The sequence below is a fragment of the Aquabacterium sp. NJ1 genome, assembly GCF_000768065.1.
GTDB lineage: Bacteria > Pseudomonadota > Gammaproteobacteria > Burkholderiales > Burkholderiaceae_C > Aquabacterium.
The window spans coordinates 4257062-4279625 of the sequence record NZ_JRKM01000001.1 but is presented as its reverse complement, the minus strand read 5'-3'; the positions used below and the strand labels follow the sequence as shown (position 1 = coordinate 4279625).

Annotated in this window: 25 protein-coding genes; 6 read left to right on the top strand and 19 right to left on the bottom strand. The window is 62.5% G+C overall.

The annotated features are described in order from the left end of the window. The first annotated feature begins 24 nt into the window (after positions 1-24). Positions 25-597: a TMEM175 family protein gene (locus JY96_RS18400; RefSeq protein WP_035039663.1), complete on the top strand. Its 573-nt coding sequence runs from the start codon at positions 25-27 to the stop codon at positions 595-597. Between the two features lie 51 nt (positions 598-648). Continuing rightward, positions 649-2148 carry a M48 family metalloprotease gene (locus JY96_RS18395; RefSeq protein ID WP_235333975.1) on the top strand — a complete coding sequence of 500 codons (1500 nt, stop codon included), beginning with the start codon at positions 649-651 and terminating at the stop codon, positions 2146-2148. A 23-nt stretch (positions 2149-2171) separates the two neighbouring features. Here JY96_RS18395 and JY96_RS18390 read toward each other — a convergent pair whose 3' ends face one another. After that, positions 2172-3050: a transglutaminase family protein gene (locus JY96_RS18390; protein ID WP_035039655.1), complete on the bottom strand. Its 879-nt coding sequence runs from the start codon at positions 3048-3050 to the stop codon at positions 2172-2174. Positions 3051-3320: 270 nt separating this feature from the next. Here JY96_RS18390 and JY96_RS18385 point away from each other — a divergent pair, with 270 nt between their 5' ends. Continuing rightward, positions 3321-4013 carry a methyltransferase gene (locus tag JY96_RS18385; protein ID WP_035043582.1) on the top strand — a complete coding sequence of 231 codons (693 nt, stop codon included), beginning with the start codon at positions 3321-3323 and terminating at the stop codon, positions 4011-4013. Between the two features lie 4 nt (positions 4014-4017). Here the strand turns inward: JY96_RS18385 and modC are convergent, their stop codons facing one another. The 4 genes from modC to JY96_RS18365 are packed head-to-tail and all read right to left on the bottom strand — an operon-like array spanning position 4018 to position 7425. Then, the gene (gene modC, locus JY96_RS18380; RefSeq protein WP_035039653.1) at positions 4018-5094 is read right to left on the bottom strand and encodes a molybdenum ABC transporter ATP-binding protein; all 1077 of its coding nucleotides are present in this window, start codon (positions 5092-5094) and stop codon (positions 4018-4020) included. After that, complete coding sequence (gene modB, locus JY96_RS18375) at positions 5091-5792, bottom strand: molybdate ABC transporter permease subunit (protein ID WP_035039651.1); 702 nt, start codon at positions 5790-5792, stop codon at positions 5091-5093. Before modB ends, modC begins: the two co-directional genes overlap by 4 nt. Further along, the gene (gene modA, locus JY96_RS18370; protein WP_052162985.1) at positions 5792-6547 is read right to left on the bottom strand and encodes a molybdate ABC transporter substrate-binding protein; all 756 of its coding nucleotides are present in this window, start codon (positions 6545-6547) and stop codon (positions 5792-5794) included. Before modA ends, modB begins: the two co-directional genes overlap by 1 nt. 23 nt (positions 6548-6570) lie before the next feature. Further along, positions 6571-7425 carry a TOBE domain-containing protein gene (locus JY96_RS18365; RefSeq protein ID WP_052162708.1) on the bottom strand — a complete coding sequence of 285 codons (855 nt, stop codon included), beginning with the start codon at positions 7423-7425 and terminating at the stop codon, positions 6571-6573. Positions 7426-7597: 172 nt separating this feature from the next. On the opposite strand from JY96_RS18365, the gene JY96_RS18360 reads away from it, so the two are divergent. Continuing rightward, the gene (locus tag JY96_RS18360) at positions 7598-8026 is read left to right on the top strand and encodes a molybdopterin-binding protein (RefSeq protein WP_035039649.1); all 429 of its coding nucleotides are present in this window, start codon (positions 7598-7600) and stop codon (positions 8024-8026) included. Between the two features lie 21 nt (positions 8027-8047). On the opposite strand, the gene JY96_RS18355 is transcribed toward JY96_RS18360, so the two are convergent. The 13 genes from JY96_RS18355 to nifH all read right to left on the bottom strand — a co-directional run bounded on the left by JY96_RS18355 (position 8048) and on the right by nifH (position 18970). Then, positions 8048-8449, bottom strand: a complete 402-nt coding sequence (locus JY96_RS18355) for a hypothetical protein (RefSeq protein ID WP_152606571.1) — start codon at positions 8447-8449, stop codon at positions 8048-8050. 70 nt (positions 8450-8519) lie between these two features. Beyond that, positions 8520-8825, bottom strand: a complete 306-nt coding sequence (gene fdxB, locus JY96_RS18350; RefSeq protein WP_035039646.1) for a ferredoxin III, nif-specific — start codon at positions 8823-8825, stop codon at positions 8520-8522. 10 nt (positions 8826-8835) lie between these two features. Further along, complete coding sequence (locus JY96_RS18345; protein WP_035039645.1) at positions 8836-9027, bottom strand: CCE_0567 family metalloprotein; 192 nt, start codon at positions 9025-9027, stop codon at positions 8836-8838. 17 nt (positions 9028-9044) lie between these two features. Next, on the bottom strand, positions 9045-9545 hold the full coding sequence (locus JY96_RS18340; RefSeq protein WP_035039644.1) for a NifX-associated nitrogen fixation protein: 501 nt from the start codon (positions 9543-9545) through the stop codon (positions 9045-9047). Further along, positions 9538-9960 (bottom strand): nitrogen fixation protein NifX, encoded by a 423-nt coding sequence (nifX, locus tag JY96_RS18335; protein WP_035039642.1) that lies wholly within the window; start codon positions 9958-9960, stop codon positions 9538-9540. Before nifX ends, JY96_RS18340 begins: the two co-directional genes overlap by 8 nt. After that, positions 9957-11411 (bottom strand): nitrogenase iron-molybdenum cofactor biosynthesis protein NifN, encoded by a 1455-nt coding sequence (gene nifN, locus JY96_RS18330; protein WP_081961404.1) that lies wholly within the window; start codon positions 11409-11411, stop codon positions 9957-9959. Before nifN ends, nifX begins: the two co-directional genes overlap by 4 nt. A 12-nt stretch (positions 11412-11423) precedes the next feature. Further along, positions 11424-12917, bottom strand: a complete 1494-nt coding sequence (nifE, locus tag JY96_RS18325; RefSeq protein ID WP_052162707.1) for a nitrogenase iron-molybdenum cofactor biosynthesis protein NifE — start codon at positions 12915-12917, stop codon at positions 11424-11426. A 151-nt stretch (positions 12918-13068) separates the two neighbouring features. Further along, the gene (locus tag JY96_RS18320; protein ID WP_035039640.1) at positions 13069-13815 is read right to left on the bottom strand and encodes a YkgJ family cysteine cluster protein; all 747 of its coding nucleotides are present in this window, start codon (positions 13813-13815) and stop codon (positions 13069-13071) included. Between the two features lie 12 nt (positions 13816-13827). Then, the gene (locus JY96_RS18315) at positions 13828-14340 is read right to left on the bottom strand and encodes a hypothetical protein (protein ID WP_035039638.1); all 513 of its coding nucleotides are present in this window, start codon (positions 14338-14340) and stop codon (positions 13828-13830) included. Positions 14341-14372: 32 nt separating this feature from the next. Then, entirely contained in the window at positions 14373-14693 is a 321-nt protein-coding gene (locus JY96_RS18310; RefSeq protein ID WP_200883528.1) for a hypothetical protein, read from the bottom strand. A gap of 165 nt (positions 14694-14858) precedes the next feature. Next, a complete protein-coding gene (gene nifK / locus JY96_RS18305) occupies positions 14859-16415 on the bottom strand; it encodes a nitrogenase molybdenum-iron protein subunit beta (RefSeq protein WP_035039636.1) in 1557 nt (518 codons plus the stop codon). Between the two features lie 146 nt (positions 16416-16561). Continuing rightward, positions 16562-18016 (bottom strand): nitrogenase molybdenum-iron protein alpha chain, encoded by a 1455-nt coding sequence (nifD, locus tag JY96_RS18300; protein WP_035039635.1) that lies wholly within the window; start codon positions 18014-18016, stop codon positions 16562-16564. A gap of 72 nt (positions 18017-18088) precedes the next feature. Then, positions 18089-18970 (bottom strand): nitrogenase iron protein, encoded by an 882-nt coding sequence (gene nifH, locus JY96_RS18295; RefSeq protein ID WP_035039634.1) that lies wholly within the window; start codon positions 18968-18970, stop codon positions 18089-18091. A 471-nt stretch (positions 18971-19441) separates the two neighbouring features. Between nifH and JY96_RS18290 the strand changes: the two genes are divergently transcribed. Next, complete coding sequence (locus JY96_RS18290) at positions 19442-20050, top strand: hypothetical protein (RefSeq protein WP_035039632.1); 609 nt, start codon at positions 19442-19444, stop codon at positions 20048-20050. A 25-nt stretch (positions 20051-20075) separates the two neighbouring features. Here the strand turns inward: JY96_RS18290 and JY96_RS18285 are convergent, their stop codons facing one another. Then, positions 20076-21020, bottom strand: coding sequence for a DHH family phosphoesterase (locus JY96_RS18285; RefSeq protein WP_035043570.1), 945 nt, complete (start codon positions 21018-21020; stop codon positions 20076-20078). A gap of 227 nt (positions 21021-21247) precedes the next feature. On the opposite strand from JY96_RS18285, the gene JY96_RS18280 reads away from it, so the two are divergent. Continuing rightward, positions 21248-21901: a PEP-CTERM sorting domain-containing protein gene (locus JY96_RS18280; RefSeq protein WP_035039630.1), complete on the top strand. Its 654-nt coding sequence runs from the start codon at positions 21248-21250 to the stop codon at positions 21899-21901. Positions 21902-22564: the final 663 nt, after the last annotated feature.

Here is a 22564-nt window from a genome sequence, read left to right as displayed (position 1 = left end):
CTCCCCCGGCCAGGATGCAAGCGCATGCACAAGACCCGACTCGAAGCCTTCAGCGATGGCGTGCTGGCCATCATCATCACCATCATGGTGCTGGAGCTGAAGGTGCCCCATGGCGAAACCCTGGACACCCTCAAGCCTCTGCTGCCGATGTTCTTCAGCTATGTGCTGAGCTTCATCTACGTCGGCATCTACTGGAACAACCACCACCACATGCTGCACGCCACGCACAAGGTCAGTGGCGGCGTGCTGTGGGCGAACCTGCACCTGCTGTTCTGGCTGTCACTGCTGCCCTTCGTCACCGGCTGGATGGGCGAAAACCACTTTGCGGCCTTGCCCACGGCCTTGTACGGCGGCGTGCTGCTCATGGCCGGCGTGGCCTACTGGATCCTGGCGCACGCCATCATCAACACCGAAGGGCAGGACTCCCTGCTGGCCAAGGCCATCGGGCGGGATGTGAAAGGCGCCATCTCGGTCGTGATCTACGCCGTGGCCATCCCGCTGGCCTTCTACAACCAGTGGCTGGCTCAAGCCCTGTATGTGGCCGTGGCCCTGATGTGGTTGACGCCAGACCGCCGCATCGAGCGGGTCTTGACCTGAGCTTACGGTAGGCTTGCGCCCCAGCACAGCCCTTTACACCCGGAGCCCCTCATGCTCATGCGCCTGTACCGCGCCCTGCCCCTGCTGACTGCCGCCGCCCTGCTGACCGCCTGCGGCACCGAAATGGTCAACCCCGTCACCGGCGAAGTCGAGCGCACGGTGATGGATGAACCAGCCGAACTGGCGCAAGGGCAGAAGGCCCACCAGGAGGTGATGAAGCAATACGGCGCCTATGACAACCCGCGTGTGCAAGCCTATGTGAACGAGATCGGCCAGAAGCTCGCCAGCCAGTCTCAGCGCGCGCAGCTCACCTGGACGTTTACCGTGCTGGACAGCACCGAGATCAACGCGTTTGCCTTGCCCGGCGGCTATGTCTACATCACGCGCGGCATCATGGCCTACCTGAACAACGAGGCCGAGCTGGCTGGCGTACTGGGCCACGAGATCGGGCACGTCACGGCCCGGCATGGTGCGCAGCGCGCCACCCAGCAGCAGACTGCCGGCTTCGGCGTGCTGGCCGCCAGCGTACTGGGCGCCGTGCTGGAGGCCAAGGGCATGAAGGGCGCGCAAGACATCGCCAGCCAGGTGTCGCAAACAGCGGCGGCGGGTTACATCGCCTCATACAGCCGCGATCAGGAATCCCAGGCGGACCAGCTGGGTGCCGAATACCTGGCGCGCAACCAGTACAACCCACAGAACATGGTCGATGTGATCCAGGTGCTCAAGAGCCAGGAGCAGTTCGCCATCGACACGGCCAAGGCCGAGGGCCGCAGCGCACCACAAGGCGCCAACTGGCTGGCCTCCCACCCCAGCAACGACAAGCGCCTGGCCGACATCAAGGAGATCGCGGCCACATATGCCGGCCACTATGTGGACGATGGTCACGCACGCTATCTGCAAGCCATCAACGGCATGGCCTTTGGCGAGACGCGTGCGCAAGGCGTGACGCGCGGGCGAAACTTCTACCACGAGGACCTGGGCTTTGCCCTGACGGCGCCGGTCGGCTGGCGCGTGGCCAACGCCCCGGAGGCCATCACCCTGATCAATGGCGCCGGTGATGCCGGTTTGATCGTGAAACTGGTGCCGCCCCAGGCCGGCCAGACCCACGAAGAGGTGATCCGCAACCTCATCAAGCCTGTCGACGGCCAAACCCAACACCGCACCATCAGCGGCCTGAGCGCCACGCACTTCGAAGGCACGGTGCGCAATGCACAAGGCCAGAACAAGGGTGTGCGCCTGACCCTGGTCAGCGGCCCAGGTAACCGCAACTACCTGCTTCAGTACGCCGCACGCGATGCCAATGCGCTGCAGCGCGCCGCCGCGCAGATCAACGAGGCCGAATCATCCTTTCGGGCACTGACCGCCGCAGACCGCACGGCAGCGCGCCCCTGGGTCATCAAGAACGTGCCCTTCCCGCGCGGTGGCTTTGCCGAACTGGCCCGCACGTCACCGCTCGCCACACGCGCCGAGGCACAACTGCGCCTGCTCAACGGCCTCTACAACGGTGGCGACGAGCCCAAGCCGGGCCAGATGGTGAAGGTCGTGAACTGAGTGCACCACGTGTGGTGCGGGGTTCAGGCCACGGACAGCGCCGCGTCTGTCGAGATCGCCTCAACACGGTGCCTCGGCCACTCCCAGGTCCCGGCTGAATCGGTCAGCGCCCTCACCTGGATGCTCGGCGCCATCGAGGTCACGCTGCCGAAGATCGTGGCAAACGACACGTCGGCCGCATCGCGCCCGGTGCCGAAACGCACGAAACCCATGGGGATCGCCGTGCCCGAAGGGTCGAACATGTACCAGCGGTTGCCCAGGAAGACCTCCACATAGGCATGAAAGTCCGTGGGGCCCAGTGCCGGGTCCGCGCCATAGTCGATGCCCGTGGTGAAACGCGCGGGGATGCTCAAGGCCCGGCACAGGGCGATCATCAGGTGCGCAAAGTCCCGGCAGACGCCCACGCGGTCGGTCACGGTGTCCAGCGCCGAGGTGTTCGAGTTGGTGGTGTTCTGTTTGAACTTGACCTGTCGACGCACCCAGTCCTGTATGGCCAGCACACGCCCGTAACCCTGCTGCATGTGGCCGAACTCCGCCATGGCCAGCGCGCCCAGGCGGTCGGACTGGCAATAGCGGCTGGGGTAGATGTAGCCCAGCACTTCAGGCGGCAGGCGCGACACCGGGATCTCGGCCACCTCTTCGGCTTGGGCGAAATGGTGGTGCAGGTCGACGATGGCGTGGTAGCTGACCTGCAAGCTGCCCGGGAAGGCACTCAAGCGCAGATAGCGGTTGTGCGTAGCCCCGTCCGTGAACACCTGGGGCACCAGCGACTGGCTGATGTGCAACTGCTCCGCGTGCACGCTCTGGCAGCGGGTATGGGCCGCATGGATGTTGAACACGAAATCGGCGCCTGGCGAGCTGACCTCGTAGCTCAGGAGGATGGACAACTCGATGCGAACCATGGGGACCTCGGCGTCAAGCCGTGATGCTTGATACGAAACTCAAGCGATTGAAGCAGTGTAGTCCTGACAAGCAACAAGCCTGCCAACGGCACTGCGCTACACTGGCCCATTCCGTTCTGCCCCGCGTGAGTGCCCTTTTGGCCCGGCAGGCGACCTTGTTGACGACAAGGTGGCCGACCCGTTCGATCTGAACATGAGCCCGCCGCATTGCGCCAACTCACCAGGCCGCACCCGCAGATCAGGCGCGGCCCTTGGCCTTCGGGCTGCTTCATGCCGGGCTACCAGACCAAACAAGAGCGCATCGCCATTCAAGGTGCGCACAGCCTCATCATCCGATCCCTGCTGGACAAGCAGCAATATGCCGACCCAATGGGCGAGGCCGCAGCCATGGGTATCTCCAGCGCAGCCTGGCCCATGTTCGGCCTGCTGTGGCCCTCTTCACTGCAACTGGCAGCCTGGATGGCGGAGCGCCCGCTGGTGGCCAATGAACGCATCCTTGAAGTCGGTTGTGGCTTGGCCCTGGCCAGCCTCGTGTCGCACCGCCGTGGTGTCGACATCACCGCATCCGACTGCCACCCTCTGGCCTCCAGCTTCCTGATCGACAACACGGGCCTCAATGACCTGCCACCGCTGACCTACCGACATGGCAACTGGGACGACGTGGCCGACACGGCCGTGCATGATCGACATCCCGTCGTGAAGGGCCGCTTCGATCTGATCATCGGCAGCGACGTGCTTTACGAGCGTGACGAGTCAGGCAGATTGTCCGGCTTCATCGCCCGGCATGCGCAACCCTGCGCCGAGATCCTGATCGTCGACCCCAACCGCGGTAACCGCTCGGCCTTCAACAAGCGCATGGCCAATGAAGGTTTTGCGCTGGAAGAGATCGACCTGAGCCACAGCCTGGCCAGCGGAGAGGCCTACCGAGGCCGGATGTTGCAGTATCGGCGCGAGGCGGTGTAAGGCCTCACGCCCCCAGCAAGGCGGCCCCCTTGACCTGGGCAAACACCGCCATGCCCACGTGCAACTGAAGCTGCTCGCATGAACGGCGCGTCAAGCGGGCCAGCAGGCTGGCACCTTGGGCCAGGCTCAGGCGCAAGGTGACACTGTCGGCACCATCGGGCCGGATCTCGTCGATGCGGGCGGGCAGGATGTTGAGGATGCTGCTGTCTCGGGCGGCGCTCAGGGTCACGCTCACATCCCGCGCCAGCACACGCACCTTGACGGCCTGCCCCACTTGCGCAGCGCTGAGCCCGACCCAGAAAGCATGGTCGCCCACGCGCAAGCGGCTCAGGCCGAACTCGGGCTCATGTGCCTCGATGCAGCCTTGCAGCAAGGCGGCGGCGTCCTCCCAGGTGCTCATGGGCGTGTCCAGCCGCGCAAACATGTCCACGGCCGGGCCGCTGCCCAGCACACGCCCGGCATCCATCAGCACCAGATGGTCGGCCAGCCTGGCAGCCTCATCAAGCGCATGGGTCACGTACACGATGGGGATGCCCGCGCTGCTGTTGAGCCGCTCCAGATAAGGCAGCACCTCGGCCTTGCGTGCCGGGTCGAGTGCGGACAAGGGCTCGTCCATCAGCAGCAGGCGCGGGCTGGTCAGCAAGGCGCGGGCAATGGCCACACGCTGACGCTCGCCACCGGACAGGCCTGGCGGACGTCGGGCCAGCAAATGCCCGATGCCCAGCAGGCTGACGGCCTCTTCCAGGCCCACACGCTGCTGATCACGTGGCACGCGACGGCGGCCATAGTCCAGGTTGGCCTGCACATCCAGATGCGGGAACAGGCTGGCTTCTTGAAACACATAGCCGATCGCCCGCCGATGCGTGGGCACAAAGCGGCCAGCTTCGTCCTGCCAGACATCGCCGTTGAGTGCAACTCGACCTTGTGCGCGCTCCAGCCCGGCCAGCGCCCGCAGCACGGTGGTCTTGCCGCAACCGGAGGGGCCCAGCAACACGCTGACGCCCTTGCCCGGCAGACGCAGTGATACATCCAGCGAAAAGCCGGCATAAGCCAGTTTGAGCTCAGCAAGGATCTCGCTCATGCCCTGCCCTCCAGGCGCCCTGGTGCAGGGCCCACGCGGCCATTGAGCAAGTAAAGCAGCAGCATCACGGCAAAACCAAAGCCGACCATGCCCGCCGCCAGCACATTGGCTTTGCCATAGTCCATGGCCTCCACATGCCCATACAAAGCCACGGACAGCACGCGCGTGGCACCGGGGATGTTGCCGCCGATCATCAGCACCACGCCGAACTCGCCGACCGTGTGCGCAAAGCCCAGGACCGATGCCGTCAGGAAACCCGGCCTGGCCAGCGGCAATGCCACGGTCAGGAAGCGGTCCCATGGCGATGCGCGAAGCGTGGCGGCCACCTCCATGGGCCGATTGCCAATCGCCTCGAACGCCTGTTGCAAGGGCTGCACCACAAACGGGAAGGAATGCAGCACCGAGCCCACCACCAGACCCCAGAACGTGAAGGGCAGCAAGCCCCAGCCCATGGCCTGCGTGAATGCACCCACCGGGCCATGCGGCCCCATCAGCATCAAGAGGTAAAAGCCGATCACGGTGGGCGGCAGCACCAGTGGCAAGGCCACCACCGCCGCCACGGCCCCTTTCAGGCGTGAGCGCGTGCGGGCCAGCCACCAGGCAATGGGCGTGCCCAGCAAGAGCAGCAAGACCGTCGTCAAGGCGGCCAGGCCGGCCGTCAGCTTCAGGGCTTGCAGGTCATCGGCATCCAGCCACATCAAAGTTCATACCCATAAGACTTGATGATCACCTTGGCCTTGTCACCCTTGAGGTACTTCAGCAAGGCGCTTGCGGCCGCGTTGGCCTCGCCCTTCTTCAACAGGGCCGCATCCTGCAGGATGGGGGTGTACAACTTCGCGGGCACCACCCACCACGAGCCCACCAGGGGCTTGTCAGGCTGCGCCACCTGCGACAGTGCGACAAAACCGACATCGGCATTGCCGGTGGACACGAACTGGTAGGTCTGAGCGATGTTGTCACCCTGCACGATCTTGGGTGCCACGGCATCGTACAAACCCAGCGCCTTCAAGGTCTCGACGCCGGCCGCACCATAAGGCGCCAGCTTGGGGTTGGCCAGCGCCAGGCGGGCAAAGCCCCCCTTGCTCAGCACCTCGCCCTTGTCATCGACCACCCCGGCCTTGCTGCTCCACAGCACGAGCTTGCCCTTGGCATACGTGAAGTGCTGGCCCTTCACGGCCAGGCCTTCGTCTTCCAGCTTCCTGGGGGTCTCGTCGTCAGCGGCCAGCAGCACCTCGAACGGGGCGCCTTCCTTGATCTGCGTGTAGAACTTGCCGGTGGAACCGGTGATGGCGACGGCCTTGTGCCCGGTGTCCGTGGCAAAGCTGGCGGCGATCTTCTGGAAGGGCCCCGCAAAATTGGCGGCCACCGCCACCTGCACCTCGTCGGCCAGCGCGGCACCGGACCACAAGGACACCACGCCCAGCATCAGGGCATTCAGACTCACGCGTTTCATCATGCACTCCTTGAAGGGCTGCTTCAGCCCAGAATCGACAAGATCACACTGGAGGACTTGAAGATGGCGCAGGCACGCTGCCCCACCGCCAACCCCAAAGACACCACCGACTCGCGGGTGACCACGGCCGTGACGGTCTTGCCGCCCCCCAGGCTCAGGATCACCTCGGCGTTGACCGGCCCATCCACGACACGCTCGACCGTGCCCCACAAGTGGTTGCGGGCACTGGTGCGCAGCCCCTCATCGGTCAGCAACAACACGGCGGACGCCTTCACCAGGGCCACCACCTCCATGCCGATCTCGATGCCCAGCTGCTCGGCGGAATCCCGCGTGATGACGGCCACCAGCTCGTTGTGCGCGTCCAGGCGCAGGTAGACCTCGTAGTCCACCTCGCCCTCGCGCAGGCCGATGACGGTGCAGGCGAACTGGTTGCGCGCACTGGTGCGCATGCCCATGCGCCGCAGCAGTTGCTGAAAGGCGCGCACATTGCCCGCATCCACGTCGCCCCATTGCGCCATCAGGCGGTCCAGGGCCATCTGGTACTCGGCCTCCACCGCACGGTAGAGGCTCACCACCTTGCGCCCGTGATCCGTCAACAAGGTGCCGCCGCCGTGCTTGCCGCCTGTGCTGCGCTCGACCAGCGGCTGGTCAGCCAGGTTGTTCATGGCGTCCACCGCATCCCAGGCAGCCTTGTAAGACAAGGGCACGTGTTTGGCGGCCTGCGAAATCGAGCCGTACTGCTCGATGGCTTCCAGCAGGCGGATGCGCGTGTCACCCAGGAAGGCGCCCAGCTCGGTGGACACCTCCAGCTTGCTGACGAGCCGGGGGCCGACGGCCTTGGTCTTGCGCGGTGCGGGTGGGCGATTGGTGGCTGGCATGTTGAGGTCAAGACTCGGAGGTAAACACTCGGATATGGCTGGCGGCTACATAGCCCGGCCACCTAGACTGATTGCACTGTGTCGTTTTTGTTGTATACATTGCTTTATAACGCAAACAACGTGCCAGCACCCCGGCTCCACGTAGCCGCCTTCCGTTGTCTTGAGGTTCATCATGAAAGTCAGTGCACGCAATGCCTTCAAGGGCACCATTTCCGCCGTCCTGCCCGGTGCGGTCAATTCGGAGGTCACGCTCAAGACGAACGGTGGCGACGTGATCGTGGCCATCGTCACGGCAGGCAGCGTGCAATCCCTGGGGCTGGCCGTAGGCAAGGAGGTCGTGGCCCTGGTGAAGGCCCCCTGGGTCATGCTGGCCGCCAGCGACTGCGGCCTGACTTTCAGTGCGCGCAACCAGCTGGCCGGCAAGGTCAGCACCCTGATCAAGGGCGCGGTGAATTCCGAAGTGGGCCTGACCCTGGCCGGCGGCACCGAGGTGTTCTCGGTCGTCACCAACGAAGCCGTCAGTGAATTGAACCTGTCGCTTGGCAAGCCCGCCAGTGCGATCATCAAGGCCAGCCACGTCATCCTGGCCCTCCCCGCCTGAGGCAGCCCATTCCCATGCCGCTCAACGCGGCATGCTCTCGCTGAAAGCGTAGAAGGCATAGGCCATCCTGCTTTCAGCGTGGCAGTTGATGACGCGGTGGATCAACCACCGGCCATCACGCATGCGCCAGGCCACCAGGTCCTCGCTGTACAAGCCGTCGCTGCGTTGGCTGATGCTGCCAATCGGCACCTGAAATCGGTAGCGACAGTAGCAAGGCTGCTCTTCTTCGTCGTAGCCCACCCAGCGCTCGGCGCCCGCGTCCGCATCGCGGTTCACGTCCACCCACAAAGGCCCCACGGTCAGGCTGCGCCACAGCATCGGCAAGCGCTCGGACCAATCCACCTCCTGCCCCAAGTGCGACGCGCGTTTGGATCGCCTGGCCTTGTCATCGTCATATTCATTTATATACAACGGTATGCGCATCAGAACACCTTGGAAAGAACAGGGTAAAAAGAGAGCGGATGACCGGCCTGGTCACCCGCCCGGGTTCAGATCACACCGTCGCCGGCGCGTGCGTGTAGCACTTCTTGGGGCAGATCTTGGAGCACGCGGTGCAACCAATGCACATCTCCTGATGCGCGATGGTCATCACCTTCTTTTCGTACTCTTCGTCCTCATCGTCCTCGTCCGAGATGTGGACACGCTCGCCCTCGTCATTGAGGCCCACCAGTTCCAGCACGCCGCGCGGGCAGACCTTGAAGCAACGGCCACAACCGATGCAGGTCTCTTCGTTGATGTTCTGGACAAACTTGGGCTCCCAGCTTTCGCCGCTGGGCATGGTGATGGAGAAGTGGCTCATGGCATCAACCTCATGCGGCTGCGGCGGCCGCCTTGCGCGCCTCGATCAAGGCGGCATGGGCATCATGACAACGCTGCGCGATCTCCAGGATCTTTTCCCAGTTGGTCGGCAGCTCTTCAGACAGGTCGTGCAGGTCCATCTTGGCCTGCGTGGCCTGGGCGTTCAGCTTCTTGATCCGCGCCTTCAGTTCATCGGCATCCATGTGGGGCTCCCTCAAGCTCAAGTGCCGTAATTGGCGACCTGTGGGTAGTCGCGCACCATGGCCACCCCCTCGTTGAAGAACTTGGCACCGCCTTCAGCCAGCTTGGCCAGCGAGGCAAAACCGAAACGGTGCACATCACGCAATTGCTTGTTGACCACGACCAGGCGGCCAGCGATCAGCACGATGCGCCCGAAGCCCTCATGGCTCATCTTCATCATGGGTGACACCATGTTGCCGGTCTCACGCTCGATGGCCACGGCCACGGCGTTGTAGAACAACTCCATGCGCCACAGCGTTTCGGGGTCTGGGTCGCCAATGATCGGGATCTCGCGGCGCTGTTCGGCCGTGAGGATGTAGGGGCTCAGCAGCATCAGGTCGGACTTGCCTTCCCAGGTGCCATGGGTGTCCTGGGCGCGCAGCACCTTGATCAGTTCACGCACGAACGGCGTGGCCATGAGTTCGTCATCGGTGGGCGCCGATGGGGATGCCGGAGCTTCCAGCGTGGCGGAATCAGCCATGTTTGACCTCGTCTTCATCTTCATCAAAGTGGGTGGCGAGCGCTTCGGAACCCTTTTGAAGGGCCTTGCGCAACCAGGGGGGCGGGGTGCCCTTGAGCACCTCCTGCAGTTTTTCCAGGATGCCCAGGATGGGCTCGGGCTGAGGCACCTTGATCGGGTGGATCTTCACCGCCACCACACGGGCCGCGGCCGAACCACCAATGGCCGCCACATACAGGATGGCGCAGTCCTTGATGGCCTCGAGCTTGGGCGCGAGCTTGTCCTCGTCGCCGTCTTCCTCCAGTTTGCCTCCGAACTCGAAGTTCTCGACAAAGTGGTAGCCCTCGGGGGTGACGTCGTAGACCGAAATGTTCTTGGCCCAACCAAAGTGCGCGTCAACGCGCTGCTTGTCTTGCGTACTGAATGCGACTTTCATGGGGTGACTCCATCAGTGGTCCTGGGTTCGGATTGAGCGTTGCCACGTTGAGGCCCGGTTGGCCAGGGCAACTCGGCCACCGCCTGCGAAGGCATGGCCACACGTTGGGCGGCATCTGGCAAGGGCCAGGTATCGGGCACGGCGTGAGGGATGTGGGCCATCATCAGGTTCGCCACCTCGAAGATGAACTGGCGCGTGCCGCGGTAACCCACCATCAGGCGGTGCGCATTGCCGATGCGGTCGAAAATGGGGAATCCAAGCCGGAAGAAGGGCTTGTTCAGACGCTCCGCCGCCTGGCGGCCATGCGAGTGCGTCATCATGAAATCACACTCGGCAGCGCCCTTCTCCAGATCCTCCAGGTCGCCGATCAGCGCGGTTTCTGCGGGCAGCTTGTCGAGTACCGGCGAGTGGGTCGTGGTCACACAGGTGTGCAGCTCGGCGCCCATTTCGTGCAGCAGGCTGCCTGCAGCGAACAAGAGGTCGGGCTCTGCGCCAATGGCCACCTTCTTGTGGCCCAGGTAGAAGTGGCCATCCAGCATGGCGTCCAGCAACTGGCTGCGCTGGCGACGGTACCTCTGTGGCACCGGCTTGCCGCTCAGCCTGGACAGTGTCATCAGGAAGCGGTCATTGCAGGCCAGCCCGGTCAGCCTGTCAAACAGCTCGTAAGGCACGCCGGTACGTTGCTGCAAGGCTTCTGCGGCATCTTGCATCTGCTGGCCAATGGCCAGCGTGGCGATGGACTCGCCCATGCGCAGGATGTCATCGTGCTTCGTGCCGCCCAGCGTGGTGCCGCGCCAGTCCGGCGGGATGTGGCCGTCCAGTGAGCCGGACACATCCGGCAGCATGATGGCGCTCAGGCCGAAGTCATCGAGCATCTGCTTGATTTCTTCCAGGTCACCCGGCGTGAGGTGACAGCCCGGCAGCACGTTGACCTGCCTGGCCGCCTGCCCCACCACAGGGTTGGCCGATGTGTCAGGCACGATGTGCTGGATGATGCCCGTCACCGCATGGCGCCAGCCGTCCTCGAAGGCCCCGACATAGTCTGGCGTGGACACGTAGATCAGCGCCGTGTCGTCCAGCTCGGGCTTGCGTTTGCGGACCATGTTGAGGTAGCCCACCACGTCGTCGCCCTTGGTTTCGGTCAGGCCCGTGGAGCAGATGGCGATGATGCGCGGCGCGGCGCGCTTCTTGATGTTGAGCAGCGCCGTTTCGATGTTCTCGTAACCACCCAGGATGGTGGTGACCTCGTTCATGGCCGTGGTCTGCAGCGGAATGGCCTCTTTGAAATGGCGCACCAGCAGCACCAGACCAAAGGAGGTGCAACCTTGCGAGCCGTGCATCACCGGCATGCAACTGTCCAGCCCCATGAAGGCATAGCTCGCGCCCAGGGGCTGGCTCATCTTCAGCGGGTTGACCGCACAGGCTTTTTTGGACTCGAGCGTCTTGGCCATGGTCAAGCCCTCTCAGGCATGTGCGTGTTGGTGACCATGGTCATGACCATGTTGGCCGCCGCCCTGCCCTTCGGCCTTGGCCGGTGGCACAAAGGGCTCGGCAGCCAGCATGCCCGCGTCCACCTCGTCCCAAGGTGCTGGGATGCGCACCTGCTCCCACACGGGGTTGTAAAGCGCCTTGTCGATCTCCTCCACCAGTTCGACCATGCCTTCGTAGCCGGCGTACGGGTGGTAGCGCTCCTGGTTGATGTCCAGCCAGGGCATACGGGCCTTGAGCGCGATGAACTGAGAGCGACCACCGGACAACATGATGTCGGCCCGGGCATCGCGCAGCATGTTGTACATCTCGCGCGGCGTCATGTCGTCGATCATGTGGGCGTCATCCCCCATGATCTCCTTGATCTTTTCCTTGTCTTCCCTGGTGGACTTTTTGACCGAGGTGCCCACGATCTCCATGCCCACTTCCTGCAGGGCCGACACCACGGACCAGCTCTTCACCCCGCCGGTGATCAGCAGCACGCGCTTGCCCTTGAGCCGCGCCTTGTACTTCTCCAGCCGCTTCCAGGCACGTGCTTCTTCGACTTCGATCAGGCGCTCGGTGCGATCGATCAGGTCGGCGCCCGCACCCGTCTGCACCAGCAAGCGCGCGATCTGGCGCAGGGTGTCGCTCATGTCGCCGATACCATAGAACGAGCCCTCGAAGTACGGGATGCCCCACTTCTGCTGCATGCGCGTGGCGATGTTGATCATCGACTTGGAGCACACCATCATGTTGACCTTGGCACGGTGGCTGCTGGCCACCTCGTGGTAGCGGCCGTCACCGGATATGCAGGACAGGATGCGCACGCCCAGCGCGTCGAGCAGCGGCTTGATCTGCCAGAGCTCACCAGAAAGGTTGTACTCGCCGATGATGTTGATGTCGTACGGCGTGGTGAACTCGGGCTCTTCGGTGCCAATGACGTAATCCAGGACGGACTCGCCACCCAGCTTGTTGCCCAGGTTCTTGGGGCCGGCAAAACCGGGGCTGTTGACAGGGATCACCGGCTTGCCGAACTTCTCGGAGGCCTTCTTGCAGACGGCTTCGATGTCATCGCCGATCAAGGCCGTGACACAGGTCTGGTAGACGAAGACGGCGGGCGGGTTGTACTTCTCGATGATCTCGCGCACGGACTTGAACAGGCGCTTCTCGCCGCCATAAATCACATCCAGTTCGTTGATGTCGGTGGTGAAGCCCGTGCGGTAGAGCTGCGAGCCCGATGAATAGCTGTGACGGTTGTCCCAGCTGTTGCCTTCGCAAGCAATAGGGCCGTGAACGAGGTGGGCCACATCCACGATGGGTTGCAACGCGATCTTGGCGCCGTCAAACGCACAACCACCGGCTGCCGCACCGGGCGAGAGTTGCTTGGTGCAACCCTTCTTGCGCTCCTTCTCGCTCTTGCCCTGGTTCTTGTCGCAACCGGGCTCGTCGAATACTTCGGCGATCTTTTGCTTGAGCGATACGGACATGCTGAACTCCTTGTGGGATTGACGTTGTCATTGCACAAACGGTGCCAACCTCGCTTGCCCTGGTGAGCAGGCTTTGAGCGCCCTGGCATCGACCTCTTTGAGACAACAAACTCGACAGGCTGTGTCGGGAAGTCGCCAACACGCGGCAAGCTCAGCCATGGGCCGGCTTGAGCAGGTCAAAGGCATGCGCCATCTCCTGCGCAGACACCTCTTCCACCAGGGCTGCGTTCAGCACGTCCTCACCGGCCAGCCAACGGGCCTCCAGGGTGTCGTCGTCCAGTGCCGTCAACAAGGCCTGGTTGAGCTCGTAATTGCCCCAGGCCACCCCCGCGTCGCGCATGGCCGATTGCAAGGCGTTCTGCACCAGGCTGCGCACCTGCATGTGCGGTTCCGAATACGGGATCTCATCAATGCGGCAGGACGCTGCCTGTGCACAGGCCTTGCGGTCATAAGAGGCCAGGCCGCGACAGGCCAGCGGGCGAACCTGGTACACCACGCACGCGCCCTGCGCAATGAAAGGGCAACGCTGGCGTGCGGCGACGCGACCGGCCTCACCCACCCCACAGGTCACGTCATTGGCTTGCGCGATCTGCGCGCGCAGGTCCACACCATGCTTCATCAAGCCCGGCGTCACCGCCCGGATAAAGCGTGCCAGCATGAACACCTCGGGCGCCGTGGCCGTCACACGCAAGGTGCAGCAGGTAGCGCAGCCCTTGTGGCAATCCAGCGCGGGCAGGCCCTCACATTGGCTGGCCACGTTGAGATCGAAGCTCTGCCAGGCACGCATCAACAGCGTGTCCAGCAACTCGGACCGCCCACGCAGTGCCTGCCATATCTGGCTGAAATGCGTTTGCAATTGCTGGAAGAAGTCCAGCGAACTCAAGGCTTCAACCGACATGGCCAGGCCTCATCAGTTCTCGGCCAGCACATCCAGCGCCAGCAGTTGCTCACGCAAGGCATGCAGCGATCGCCAGCCGCCGGGAGCGGTGAACAGCGGGTCATCCTTGGCCTCCGTGGCCAGCACGGCCTGCGGCTCGGACCAGTACACGCGCACATCCCTCAATGGGCCCTGCGCGGGATCAGCCGACACACGGCGCTGGAGTGCGGCTTCACAAGCCGCCTCGATGCTCACCGCATCGGGCTGGTAACAACCACGTTCCAGCGCATGGTCCGCTCGGTAAAGCGCCGTGTCCAAGCCATATTCATCGGCCAGCCGACAGATGCCCGGAAAGGCACTGCGCGCTTGCGGCGTATCGGGTTGTGCACCCACCATCGCCAACAACTCGCGCGCCGTCGCGGTGTCGTAGATCTCCCAGGATTGAAGCGGGTCATCCAGCACGACCTTGTTCAACAGGTCTTCGCCGTGAAAGGCGAACCACGCACGGGGCTCGCCGACATGAGGAACCTCGACCACAAAGATCATGCTGCGCTCCTACCTGGCCACCAACAGGCCGACTACTCCACGCCTTCAAGCTGAGCCTTGGCCCACACCACCTTGCGGAACCGTTCCGCGATGGCAACCGGGTCATTGGCGAAATCGCGCTTGGCCACGTCCATCGCGCCTTGCGCAATCGCAGCCTCGTCATGACGCAGCGGGATGCGCCCCCCCATGTGCGTTGCACCGGGCACCGCTTTCGAAATGGCCTGGCGATTGGGGTGTTCGATCAACGGCACCAGCGTGTCCGCTTCGCGCGCGCCGCCCAAGCACAACCACCCATCGATCACTTCCACCTTGCGGCCGTCTTGCGTCGTCTTGACATACGTGTTCATGTTCATTGACCCCATCAAACATTCATCAAACGTCAACAAAATGGCCTTTGACGTGGGCGCAGATGCCGTAGCGAGCGGGTCGAGGTGGGGTTCGCAGCGCGCAGCCATACACCCGTATGGCGAGCACAGCGAACCCCAGATCGCCCCGCGCAGTAGGCAGATGCGCCTACGTCAACGGATGATGTCGTAGGAATAGTCGGTCTTGCCCGGCACAATGGTGTTGGCGTCCAGCGTTTCGAAGTACTCGTCCAGCAGGTTCACCAGCACACGCTGCGCACCTTCATAGCCCCATGTGGGCAGACGGTGGTAGTGGTGGCGGTCAAAGATCGGGAACACCAGGCGGATCAGGGGCGCACCTGTGTCACGCTCCAGGTACTTGCCGTAGGTGTTGCCGATCAGGAAGTCCACCGGCTCCGTGTGCAGCAGCGAGCGCATGTGCCACAGGTCGCGCTTGGGGTAAGCCTTGCAGCCCTTGCCATAAGGCGAAGCATCGAACAAGGCTTGCACCTTGTCAGCCCACTTGTCGTCGCCATTGGTGGCCAGCACATGAGCCGGCTCGGCACCCAACTCCAGCAGGAACTGGGTCAGGCCCAGCATCTGGTCAGGGTCGCCATACAGGGCATAGCGCTTGCCATGCAGGTGGGCCTGGCTGTCGGCCATGGCGTCCACGAGCAAGCCACGCTCCTTCTCCAGTGCGGCGGGTACAGGCTTGCCGGTCAGGCGAGACAAGGCCATCACGAAGGCATCGGTGCCCGCCACGCCGATCGGGCTGTTCAGCGCCACGACCTCCTGGCCTTTTTCCTTCAGGTACTTGATGGTCTTCTCGCAGCAGAACTCCTGGAAGACGATGGTGGCCTTGGCGTTCAGCGCACGTTCGACCTCGGCCTTGGTGGTACCGCCTTCATACATGCGGAACTCGCCATCGGTGGGCGTGCTCCAGACCTCGGACGGGTCGCACAGCACGGTGTATTCCGCACCGAAGAGTTCGAAGATGCGCTTGATTTCCTTCATGTTGCCCACGACGAATCCGTCGAAGCCACCAATGAAGTTGATCGACTCGTTGGGCGTACGGGTCAGGGCCGGTGCGGTACCCGACTTGCCATCCCAGAAGTGCTGCAGCACCCCCAGCAGGGCATTGTCATAACCGGTCACGTGGCTGCCCACGAAGGCAGGCGTGTGCGCGAAGGGCACGTCGAAGTCGGCCGGCACGCTGCCCTTTTCCTTCGATGTCTTGATGAAGGCATTCAAGTCGTCACCGATCACCTCGGCCATGCACGTGGTCGACACGGCGATCATGTCGGGCTTGTACAGGTTGTAGGTGTTGGCCAGGCCATCGATCATGTTGTTGAGGCCACCGAACACGGCTGCGTCTTCCGTCATCGAGGACGACACGCACGATGTCGGCTCCTTGAAGTGACGCGAGAAGTGCGAACGGTAGTAAGCCACGCAACCTTGCGAGCCGTGCACGAAGCTCATGGTCCTGGCAAAGCCATTGGCCACGAACACGGCACCCAGCGGCTGGCAAGCCTTGGCGGGGTTGACCACCAGAGAATCACGCTTGAAGTTCTTCTCTTTGTAGTCTTCGGTCTTGGTCCACTCGACGATCTGTTTGATCTTGTCGTCCGCGTGGTTGAACTCGAAGGCCTTCTTGCCTTCGAGCATGGTTTGGTATTCCGGCTCACGGAACAGGTGTTCGTGATCGAGGATCTTGTCGACGCTTTGCGGCATGGTGCTTCTCCAGTGCGTTGCAATTCAGTTCTTGCCTAGTGAGGAACGGTGTTCACCGAGGGGCGACTGGCCCTCGCCGGGCCGCCCCAAGAGGGCCGTTCCCCCATGGGGGGACGATGCCGAAGGCATCAAGGGGGTCAGGTTCTTCAGTTCTTCCAGGGCGCCTTGGTCAGGCCCCAGATCGGACTGCTGATGGCCATGTCCATGTCACGAGCAAAGATGGCAAAGCCGTCATAGCCGTGATAAGGGCCGGAGTAGTCCCAGCTGTGCATCTGGCGGAAGGGCACACCCATCTTCTGGAAGACGTACTTTTCCTTGATGCCCGAGCCGATCAGATCAGGCTTGATCTTCTCGACGAACTTCTCGAACTCGTAGCCGGTCACGTCGTCATAGATCAAGGTGGAGTCCTTGATGTAGTGCGTGGTGCGCTGGTAGTCGTCGTTGTGGCCGAACTCGTAGCCGGTACCGACCACTTCCATGCCCAGATCCTCGTAAGCACCGATCACGTGGCGGGGGCGCAGGCCACCCACGTACAGCATGACCTTCTTGCCTTGCAGACGAGGCTTGTACTTGTCGATGACGGCCTGCATCAGCGGCTTGTACTTGGCGATCACCTCTTCAGCCTTGGCCTTGATGGTGTCATCGAAGTGCGAAGCGATCTCGCGCAGCGACTTCTCGATCATCGTGGGGCCGAAGAAGTTGTACTCCACCCATGGGATGCCGTACTTCTCTTCCATGTGGCGGCTGATGTAGTTCATCGAGCGGTAGCAGTGCAGCACATTGAGCTTGGCCTTGGGCGTGTTTTCCAGCTCGGCGATGGTGCCGTCACCCGACCATTGCGCGATCACGCGCAGGCCCATCTCTTCCAGCAGGATGCGGCTGGACCAGGCGTCGCCACCGATGTTGTAGTCGCCGATGATGGCCACGTCATACGGCGTCGAAGCAAACTCGTGCTCCTTCTTGGTCTTGCCATCGAACACCCAGTCGCGGATGGCGTCGTTGGCAATGTGGTGGCCCAGCGACTGGGACACGCCACGGAAGCCTTCGCAACGCACCGGCACGATGGTGTGGTTGTTGTGTTCCTTGGACTTCTTCTTGGACACGGCCTCGATGTCATCACCGATCAAGCCGATTGGGCACTCGGACTGCACCGAGATGCCCTTGTTCAAGGGGAACAGTTCCTGGATCTCGTCCACGATCTTTTCCAGCTTCTTGTCACCGCCGAACACGATGTCCTTTTCCTGGAAGTCGGACGTGAACTGCATCGTCACGAAAGTGTCCACACCGGTCACGCCGATGTAGTAGTTGCGACGCGCAGCCCATGAATACTGGCCACAGCCCACGGGGCCGTGCGAAATGTGGATCATGTCCTTGATCGGGCCCCACACCACGCCCTTGGAGCCGGCGTAGGCGCAGCCGCGGATGGTCATCACACCGGGCAGGGACTTGATGTTGGACTTCACGCCGCAATCAGGCTTGCCTTCTTCAAAGGTGCCCAGGTGCTTGGCGCGGCGCTTGGCCATCTTCTCTGGATAGGCCTTGAGGACTTCATCAATCAAGGCCTTGTTGGTGGCCTTGCGTTCTTCAACGGTCATGCTCATGGTGTGACTCCGGTCTTTCAATCATTCAGAGGGGGGTTCGGAGGGAGGGCCCCCGGCCCCCCTCTTGTGGCATCAAGCCGCCAATTCGGCAGCGCTCTTGCCCACTTGGCTTTCGTCGATGGTCTTCATGATCCCGTGCTCCATCAGCAGGTCTTCCAGCTGGTCCATGGTGATGGGGGTGGGGATGGTGCCGTTGCCGGCATTGCCGTGGACCTTGTTGGCCAGCGTGCGGTATTCCTGAGCCTGCTTGGAGTCCGGTGCGTACTCCAGCACGGTCATGCGGCGCAGCTCAGCGTGTTGCACGATGTTGTCGCGGGGCACGAAGTGGATCAGGCGTGAGCCCAGCATCTTGGCCAGCGATTCAGCCAGTTCCAGTTCCTTGTCGGTCTGGCGCTCGTTGCAAACCAGGCCACCCAGGCGCACACCACCGCTGTTGGCGTACTTCAGGATGCCCTTGGAGATGTTGTTGGCGGCGTACATGGCCATCATCTCGCCCGACATCACGATGTAGATTTCCTGAGCCTTGTTTTCACGGATGGGCATGGCAAAGCCACCACACACCACGTCACCCAGCACGTCATAGGACACATAGTCCACGCCGTCATAAGCGCCGTTTTCTTCCAGGAAGTTGATCGAGGTAATCACGCCGCGGCCAGCGCAGCCGACCCCGGGCTCAGGGCCACCGGATTCCACGCAACGGATGTCGCGGTAACCGACCTTCATGACGTCTTCCAGCTCGAGGTCCTCCACCGAACCGGCTTCAGCAGCCAGCGACAGGATGGTGTCCTGGGCCTTCGCGTGCAGGATCAGACGGGTCGAGTCAGCCTTGGGGTCGCAGCCGACGATCAGGATCTTCTGACCCATTTCGGCCAGCGCAGCCAAGGTGTTTTGCGAGGTGGTGGACTTGCCGATGCCACCCTTGCCGTAGAAGGCGATCTGTCTCAAAGAAGCCATTTCAGTTCTCCAGAAAATGAGGAAAAAAAGCAGGTTGCGAAGCCGCGACCCTGATGTGCCTTTGGTGCCGATGTCGGTCTTCTTTTGCCGCCACTCACTGGCCAGACATGGTCTGCGCAAGACCTCTATCGCAACTGCTGTGCCACCTGCGCTCAGTAGCCGCAAGTGCTTGATTCAGCTAGGGAAATGGCTTTTTTACGTCTCAAACACAGCCCTCCCGGGCATTGTTTGAAAGCTGACAAAACACCGCATCACGTCGCGAACGACACATGACGGAAGCGCCTGGTCGCACAAGCGACACCAGGCTGGAAAACACGTGCGTGCGTGGGAAACACTGCGTGAACACAGGCTGGACGCGGTGTGGTCAACAGTGTGGGCCGCACTGGTATGCCGATTGCATTGAAGGGTCTTGTTTCAACAAGCGCGAACACCCTTCACACACCCGTTCGCGTCCACTCTTAAGGACTGACCATGACCGTGACCATCGAGCAAAATCCCATTGAACAGACGGTGTTTGGCCGACTGGACAAAGGTCGCTATCTGCAGAACCCCGTGTTCAAGGGCATGACGCACAAGCCCTCGCGCTTTGGCTTTCGCGGTGAACTGGCCCTGCGCTTTTCAACCCAGCTGGCCGACGAAGCGCGCCCGCCCGAGCTGACCTGCGACCAGGTCATGGCCGTGGCCAATATCGGCGAGAACACGCTGCCCTTCTTCACGGGCTACCTGCTGTCCTTCGAGCACCTCAAGGACGTGGCCGAGGTGCTGGGCGATGCGCTGACTGCCGGTGGCAAGTACTTCCTGTTTTGCAACAACATCGACCTGAGCAAGAAGTACCAGGTGCCTTACAAGGGTGCGATGTTCTATGTGCTGCCCATCGATGAGGGCACCGTGTACAACGAACTGCTGGAGCTGCTCTATCTGGAGCGCAATGACCTCAAGAAGCTCGATACCGCCGCCAAGCTCGACCGCATCGCCGATGCGGCCCTCAAGTACGACGTCACCTTCGACACCATCACGTATGCCGAAGGGCTGGAGTTGATGGGGCCGGTGCGCAACCCCAACGAAAACCGCCCGGTCTGACCGGGCGGCAATCAAGCGGAGAAGCTCAGGCGGCGGGCCGCTGTTCCGGATCAGACCAGAACACGCCCGTCAGCAACTCCGGCAGGCGCTCGGGGCCCATGCGGAAACCGCAAGCCTGCGGGTGCCCACCGCCGCCCATGGCTTCGGCCAGGGGGATGGCGTTGTAGCTGGATACGGCGCGCAAGCCCACCTTGACCGTGCCGTCCTTGGACACGCTCCACAACAAGGCGAAGCTGCCGCACTCGGCCGACAGCATGTTGCCGACCTCGCTGGTGAACGCGCCCGGGCAGTTCACCATCACGCCTTGCTGGCCATTGAAGGTCACAGGCGAAGCACCTTGTGCGATGTCCTTGCACAGGTTCAGGAACTTCTCGTTCATGGCCGTGCCGCGCTGGCAGAACTCGCTGACCTGCTCGGCCGTGAACGCCGCGATCTCGGCCCAACGCGGGAACTCATTGGGCTCCAGGTCCAGCGCCGACAAGAACGCGGCGCTTTCCGGGTAGGCCCAGTTCCACAGGTCACGATCCTGGATGAAGCGGATCAGATCGGGCACGGCCTGGTCGGGGAAGAAGAACTTCCACGACAGCATCGCGCCAGACTGCGACATGTCGAAGTGCACCGCGCCGCAACGGCACTGGAAGCGCCCGAGCTTGTCGGCCGCGCTCTTGTGGTGGTCCAGCAGGACCAGCTTGGCCGCCCGCTCGTCGATGCCCTGCATGATGGTCTCGTCAAACGAGAAGTCCACGATGTAGACGGCCCGGCCTTCGAGTGGCGGCAACTCGGCCACATCGTTGATCTTGCCGTGGGTGACGCCCAGGTACTCGCCCTGGCCCTCGAAGTACAACCAGGCGGCCAGCGCGGCGCCAAAGCCGTCCGGGCATTTGCCGTGGTAGATCACCAGCGGGTTGGGGTCGGTCTTGGAAGGCGAAACTGCCAGACCCGGCAGGGAGGTGAAAAGGCCAGTACTCACAGCGTTCAAGGGCTCTTGGACGAGCCGGATGCATGAAAGCGCCCATGTTAGTGGCTGAAAGCCTCTCGCGATCGCTTGCTCAAGTGTGATGAATTCACGCAATTGCGCTGTACCGCCCCTTCGACCCACCAGCCAGGGGATGGCGGCACGCGCACGGGTGAGGCTACGATTCGTTACACGTTTGTTTCCGCGCCCGAAGCTGGGCGCCCTTCTTGAAGAAGCCGCCCATGATGTCCCTCCGTCACATTGCCCTGGCCGCCCTGATCGCCGCCTCGCCCGCCTTTGCGGCCCAGAACCTCGTGGTCAATGGCTCGCTGACCGGCCCGATCACCAACAACGGTGTACCCACGGGCTGGAGCATCTTTGAAGGCACACCCGACATCATGGACACCACCGACAACGTGGGCGTGGTCGGCCAGTTGCGCTTTGGTGCCGCCCCCACCGCCTCGGCAGACGGTGGTACCTGGGTCGGCCTGGGCGCCTATGGCTCCTACATGGAGCGCTTCGGCCAGACCCTGAGCGGCCTGCAGGTCGGCCAGCAGTACACCGTCTCCTGGGAAGCAGGCAATTTCGGCTACACCTACGGCAACATCAGCTACCTGGGCAGCAACGCCATCAGCGTGCTGCTGGACGGTGCCGCCGTCGGTTCGGGTGCAGAACTGGCCCTGGGCTCCAGCTGGGCCAACCAGTCGCTGACCTTCACGGCCACGGCCAGCAGCCAGCAACTCTCCTTCATGCTGGCCTCGCCCTCGCAGAAGGCTTACATGTCCATCGACGGCATTGCCGTGCAAGCGACCGCCCCCGTGCCCGAGCCTGGCACCTGGGCCTTGATGGGCCTGGGGCTGTGCGGCCTGGCCGTCGTGAAGCGCCGCCGCGCCTGATTCCCGGAACTACGTCACAAAACTGCCTCATTTCGAGGCAACCCAAGGTGCTTCCCAGGGGAAACCCACCTTACCAAAGGCTTGCCAACAAGCTTATCCACAGCTTGCGGGGATAAGTCTGCATGCCACACACTCGCCAGCCTCGGGCCACCTGAGCGCTGGCGTTGTGCTTTTCGCTCGCGCGACACCTCATCACAAGGGGTGCCCCGTGCCCCGAAACGCCGACCGACACCCCGTCAGACGCGCCTTGCGGGCCCTACCCCCCTAGCTTTGTGCAACAAGAAATGACAACTGGGCGTGAATGGGCGCGCGGACAAAAACTATTACCGGCCAGAGGGGCATCGGCCCGCGTGAAACACGTCACGAATAGTTTGAATTGGCGACAGATAACAGAATCTGCTTGTCATTTTTTGTGCGGAAAATCACGGCCGATTCACGTTCAAATGCCACCGGACGATGATTACAGTGAGTTACAGAATGCGACGCGTGGTCACGGAGTAGCAAACATTGAACTAGGGGGTTGCCATTACACTGCGTTCCATGGTGATGAAACGACAGTTCATTCACCTTCCACACGGATATACCGAGTTTCAACGCTGAACCCATAGAGAAATGCAGTATCGCTCTCAACTCCACGCAGATGGCGCATTGTGTGTCCTGAAG

What these genes read in the sequence shown, in the direction of transcription:
- JY96_RS18395 (WP_235333975.1), top strand. Translation starts at nt 649, where the DNA reads ATGCTCATGCGCCTGTACCGCGCCCTGCCCCTGCTGACTGCCGCCGCC.
- nifH (WP_035039634.1), bottom strand. Translation starts at nt 18,970, where the DNA reads ATGGCTTCTTTGAGACAGATCGCCTTCTACGGCAAGGGTGGCATCGGC.
- JY96_RS18385 (WP_035043582.1), top strand. Translation starts at nt 3,321, where the DNA reads ATGCCGGGCTACCAGACCAAACAAGAGCGCATCGCCATTCAAGGTGCG.
- JY96_RS18345 (WP_035039645.1), bottom strand. Translation starts at nt 9,027, where the DNA reads ATGGATGCCGATGAACTGAAGGCGCGGATCAAGAAGCTGAACGCCCAG.
- JY96_RS18290 (WP_035039632.1), top strand. Translation starts at nt 19,442, where the DNA reads ATGACCGTGACCATCGAGCAAAATCCCATTGAACAGACGGTGTTTGGC.
- modB (WP_035039651.1), bottom strand. Translation starts at nt 5,792, where the DNA reads ATGTGGCTGGATGCCGATGACCTGCAAGCCCTGAAGCTGACGGCCGGC.
- JY96_RS18390 (WP_035039655.1), bottom strand. Translation starts at nt 3,050, where the DNA reads ATGGTTCGCATCGAGTTGTCCATCCTCCTGAGCTACGAGGTCAGCTCG.
- JY96_RS18355 (WP_152606571.1), bottom strand. Translation starts at nt 8,449, where the DNA reads ATGCGCATACCGTTGTATATAAATGAATATGACGATGACAAGGCCAGG.
- nifK (WP_035039636.1), bottom strand. Translation starts at nt 16,415, where the DNA reads ATGCCGCAAAGCGTCGACAAGATCCTCGATCACGAACACCTGTTCCGT.
- JY96_RS18400 (WP_035039663.1), top strand. Translation starts at nt 25, where the DNA reads ATGCACAAGACCCGACTCGAAGCCTTCAGCGATGGCGTGCTGGCCATC.
- fdxB (WP_035039646.1), bottom strand. Translation starts at nt 8,825, where the DNA reads ATGAGCCACTTCTCCATCACCATGCCCAGCGGCGAAAGCTGGGAGCCC.
- nifN (WP_081961404.1), bottom strand. Translation starts at nt 11,411, where the DNA reads ATGGCCAAGACGCTCGAGTCCAAAAAAGCCTGTGCGGTCAACCCGCTG.
- JY96_RS18340 (WP_035039644.1), bottom strand. Translation starts at nt 9,545, where the DNA reads ATGGCTGATTCCGCCACGCTGGAAGCTCCGGCATCCCCATCGGCGCCC.
- JY96_RS18280 (WP_035039630.1), top strand. Translation starts at nt 21,248, where the DNA reads ATGATGTCCCTCCGTCACATTGCCCTGGCCGCCCTGATCGCCGCCTCG.
- nifX (WP_035039642.1), bottom strand. Translation starts at nt 9,960, where the DNA reads ATGAAAGTCGCATTCAGTACGCAAGACAAGCAGCGCGTTGACGCGCAC.
- JY96_RS18360 (WP_035039649.1), top strand. Translation starts at nt 7,598, where the DNA reads ATGAAAGTCAGTGCACGCAATGCCTTCAAGGGCACCATTTCCGCCGTC.
- JY96_RS18315 (WP_035039638.1), bottom strand. Translation starts at nt 14,340, where the DNA reads ATGATCTTTGTGGTCGAGGTTCCTCATGTCGGCGAGCCCCGTGCGTGG.
- modA (WP_052162985.1), bottom strand. Translation starts at nt 6,547, where the DNA reads ATGAAACGCGTGAGTCTGAATGCCCTGATGCTGGGCGTGGTGTCCTTG.
- JY96_RS18365 (WP_052162708.1), bottom strand. Translation starts at nt 7,425, where the DNA reads ATGCCAGCCACCAATCGCCCACCCGCACCGCGCAAGACCAAGGCCGTC.
- nifD (WP_035039635.1), bottom strand. Translation starts at nt 18,016, where the DNA reads ATGAGCATGACCGTTGAAGAACGCAAGGCCACCAACAAGGCCTTGATT.
- JY96_RS18310 (WP_200883528.1), bottom strand. Translation starts at nt 14,693, where the DNA reads ATGAACATGAACACGTATGTCAAGACGACGCAAGACGGCCGCAAGGTG.
- nifE (WP_052162707.1), bottom strand. Translation starts at nt 12,917, where the DNA reads ATGTCCGTATCGCTCAAGCAAAAGATCGCCGAAGTATTCGACGAGCCC.
- JY96_RS18320 (WP_035039640.1), bottom strand. Translation starts at nt 13,815, where the DNA reads ATGTCGGTTGAAGCCTTGAGTTCGCTGGACTTCTTCCAGCAATTGCAA.
- modC (WP_035039653.1), bottom strand. Translation starts at nt 5,094, where the DNA reads ATGAGCGAGATCCTTGCTGAGCTCAAACTGGCTTATGCCGGCTTTTCG.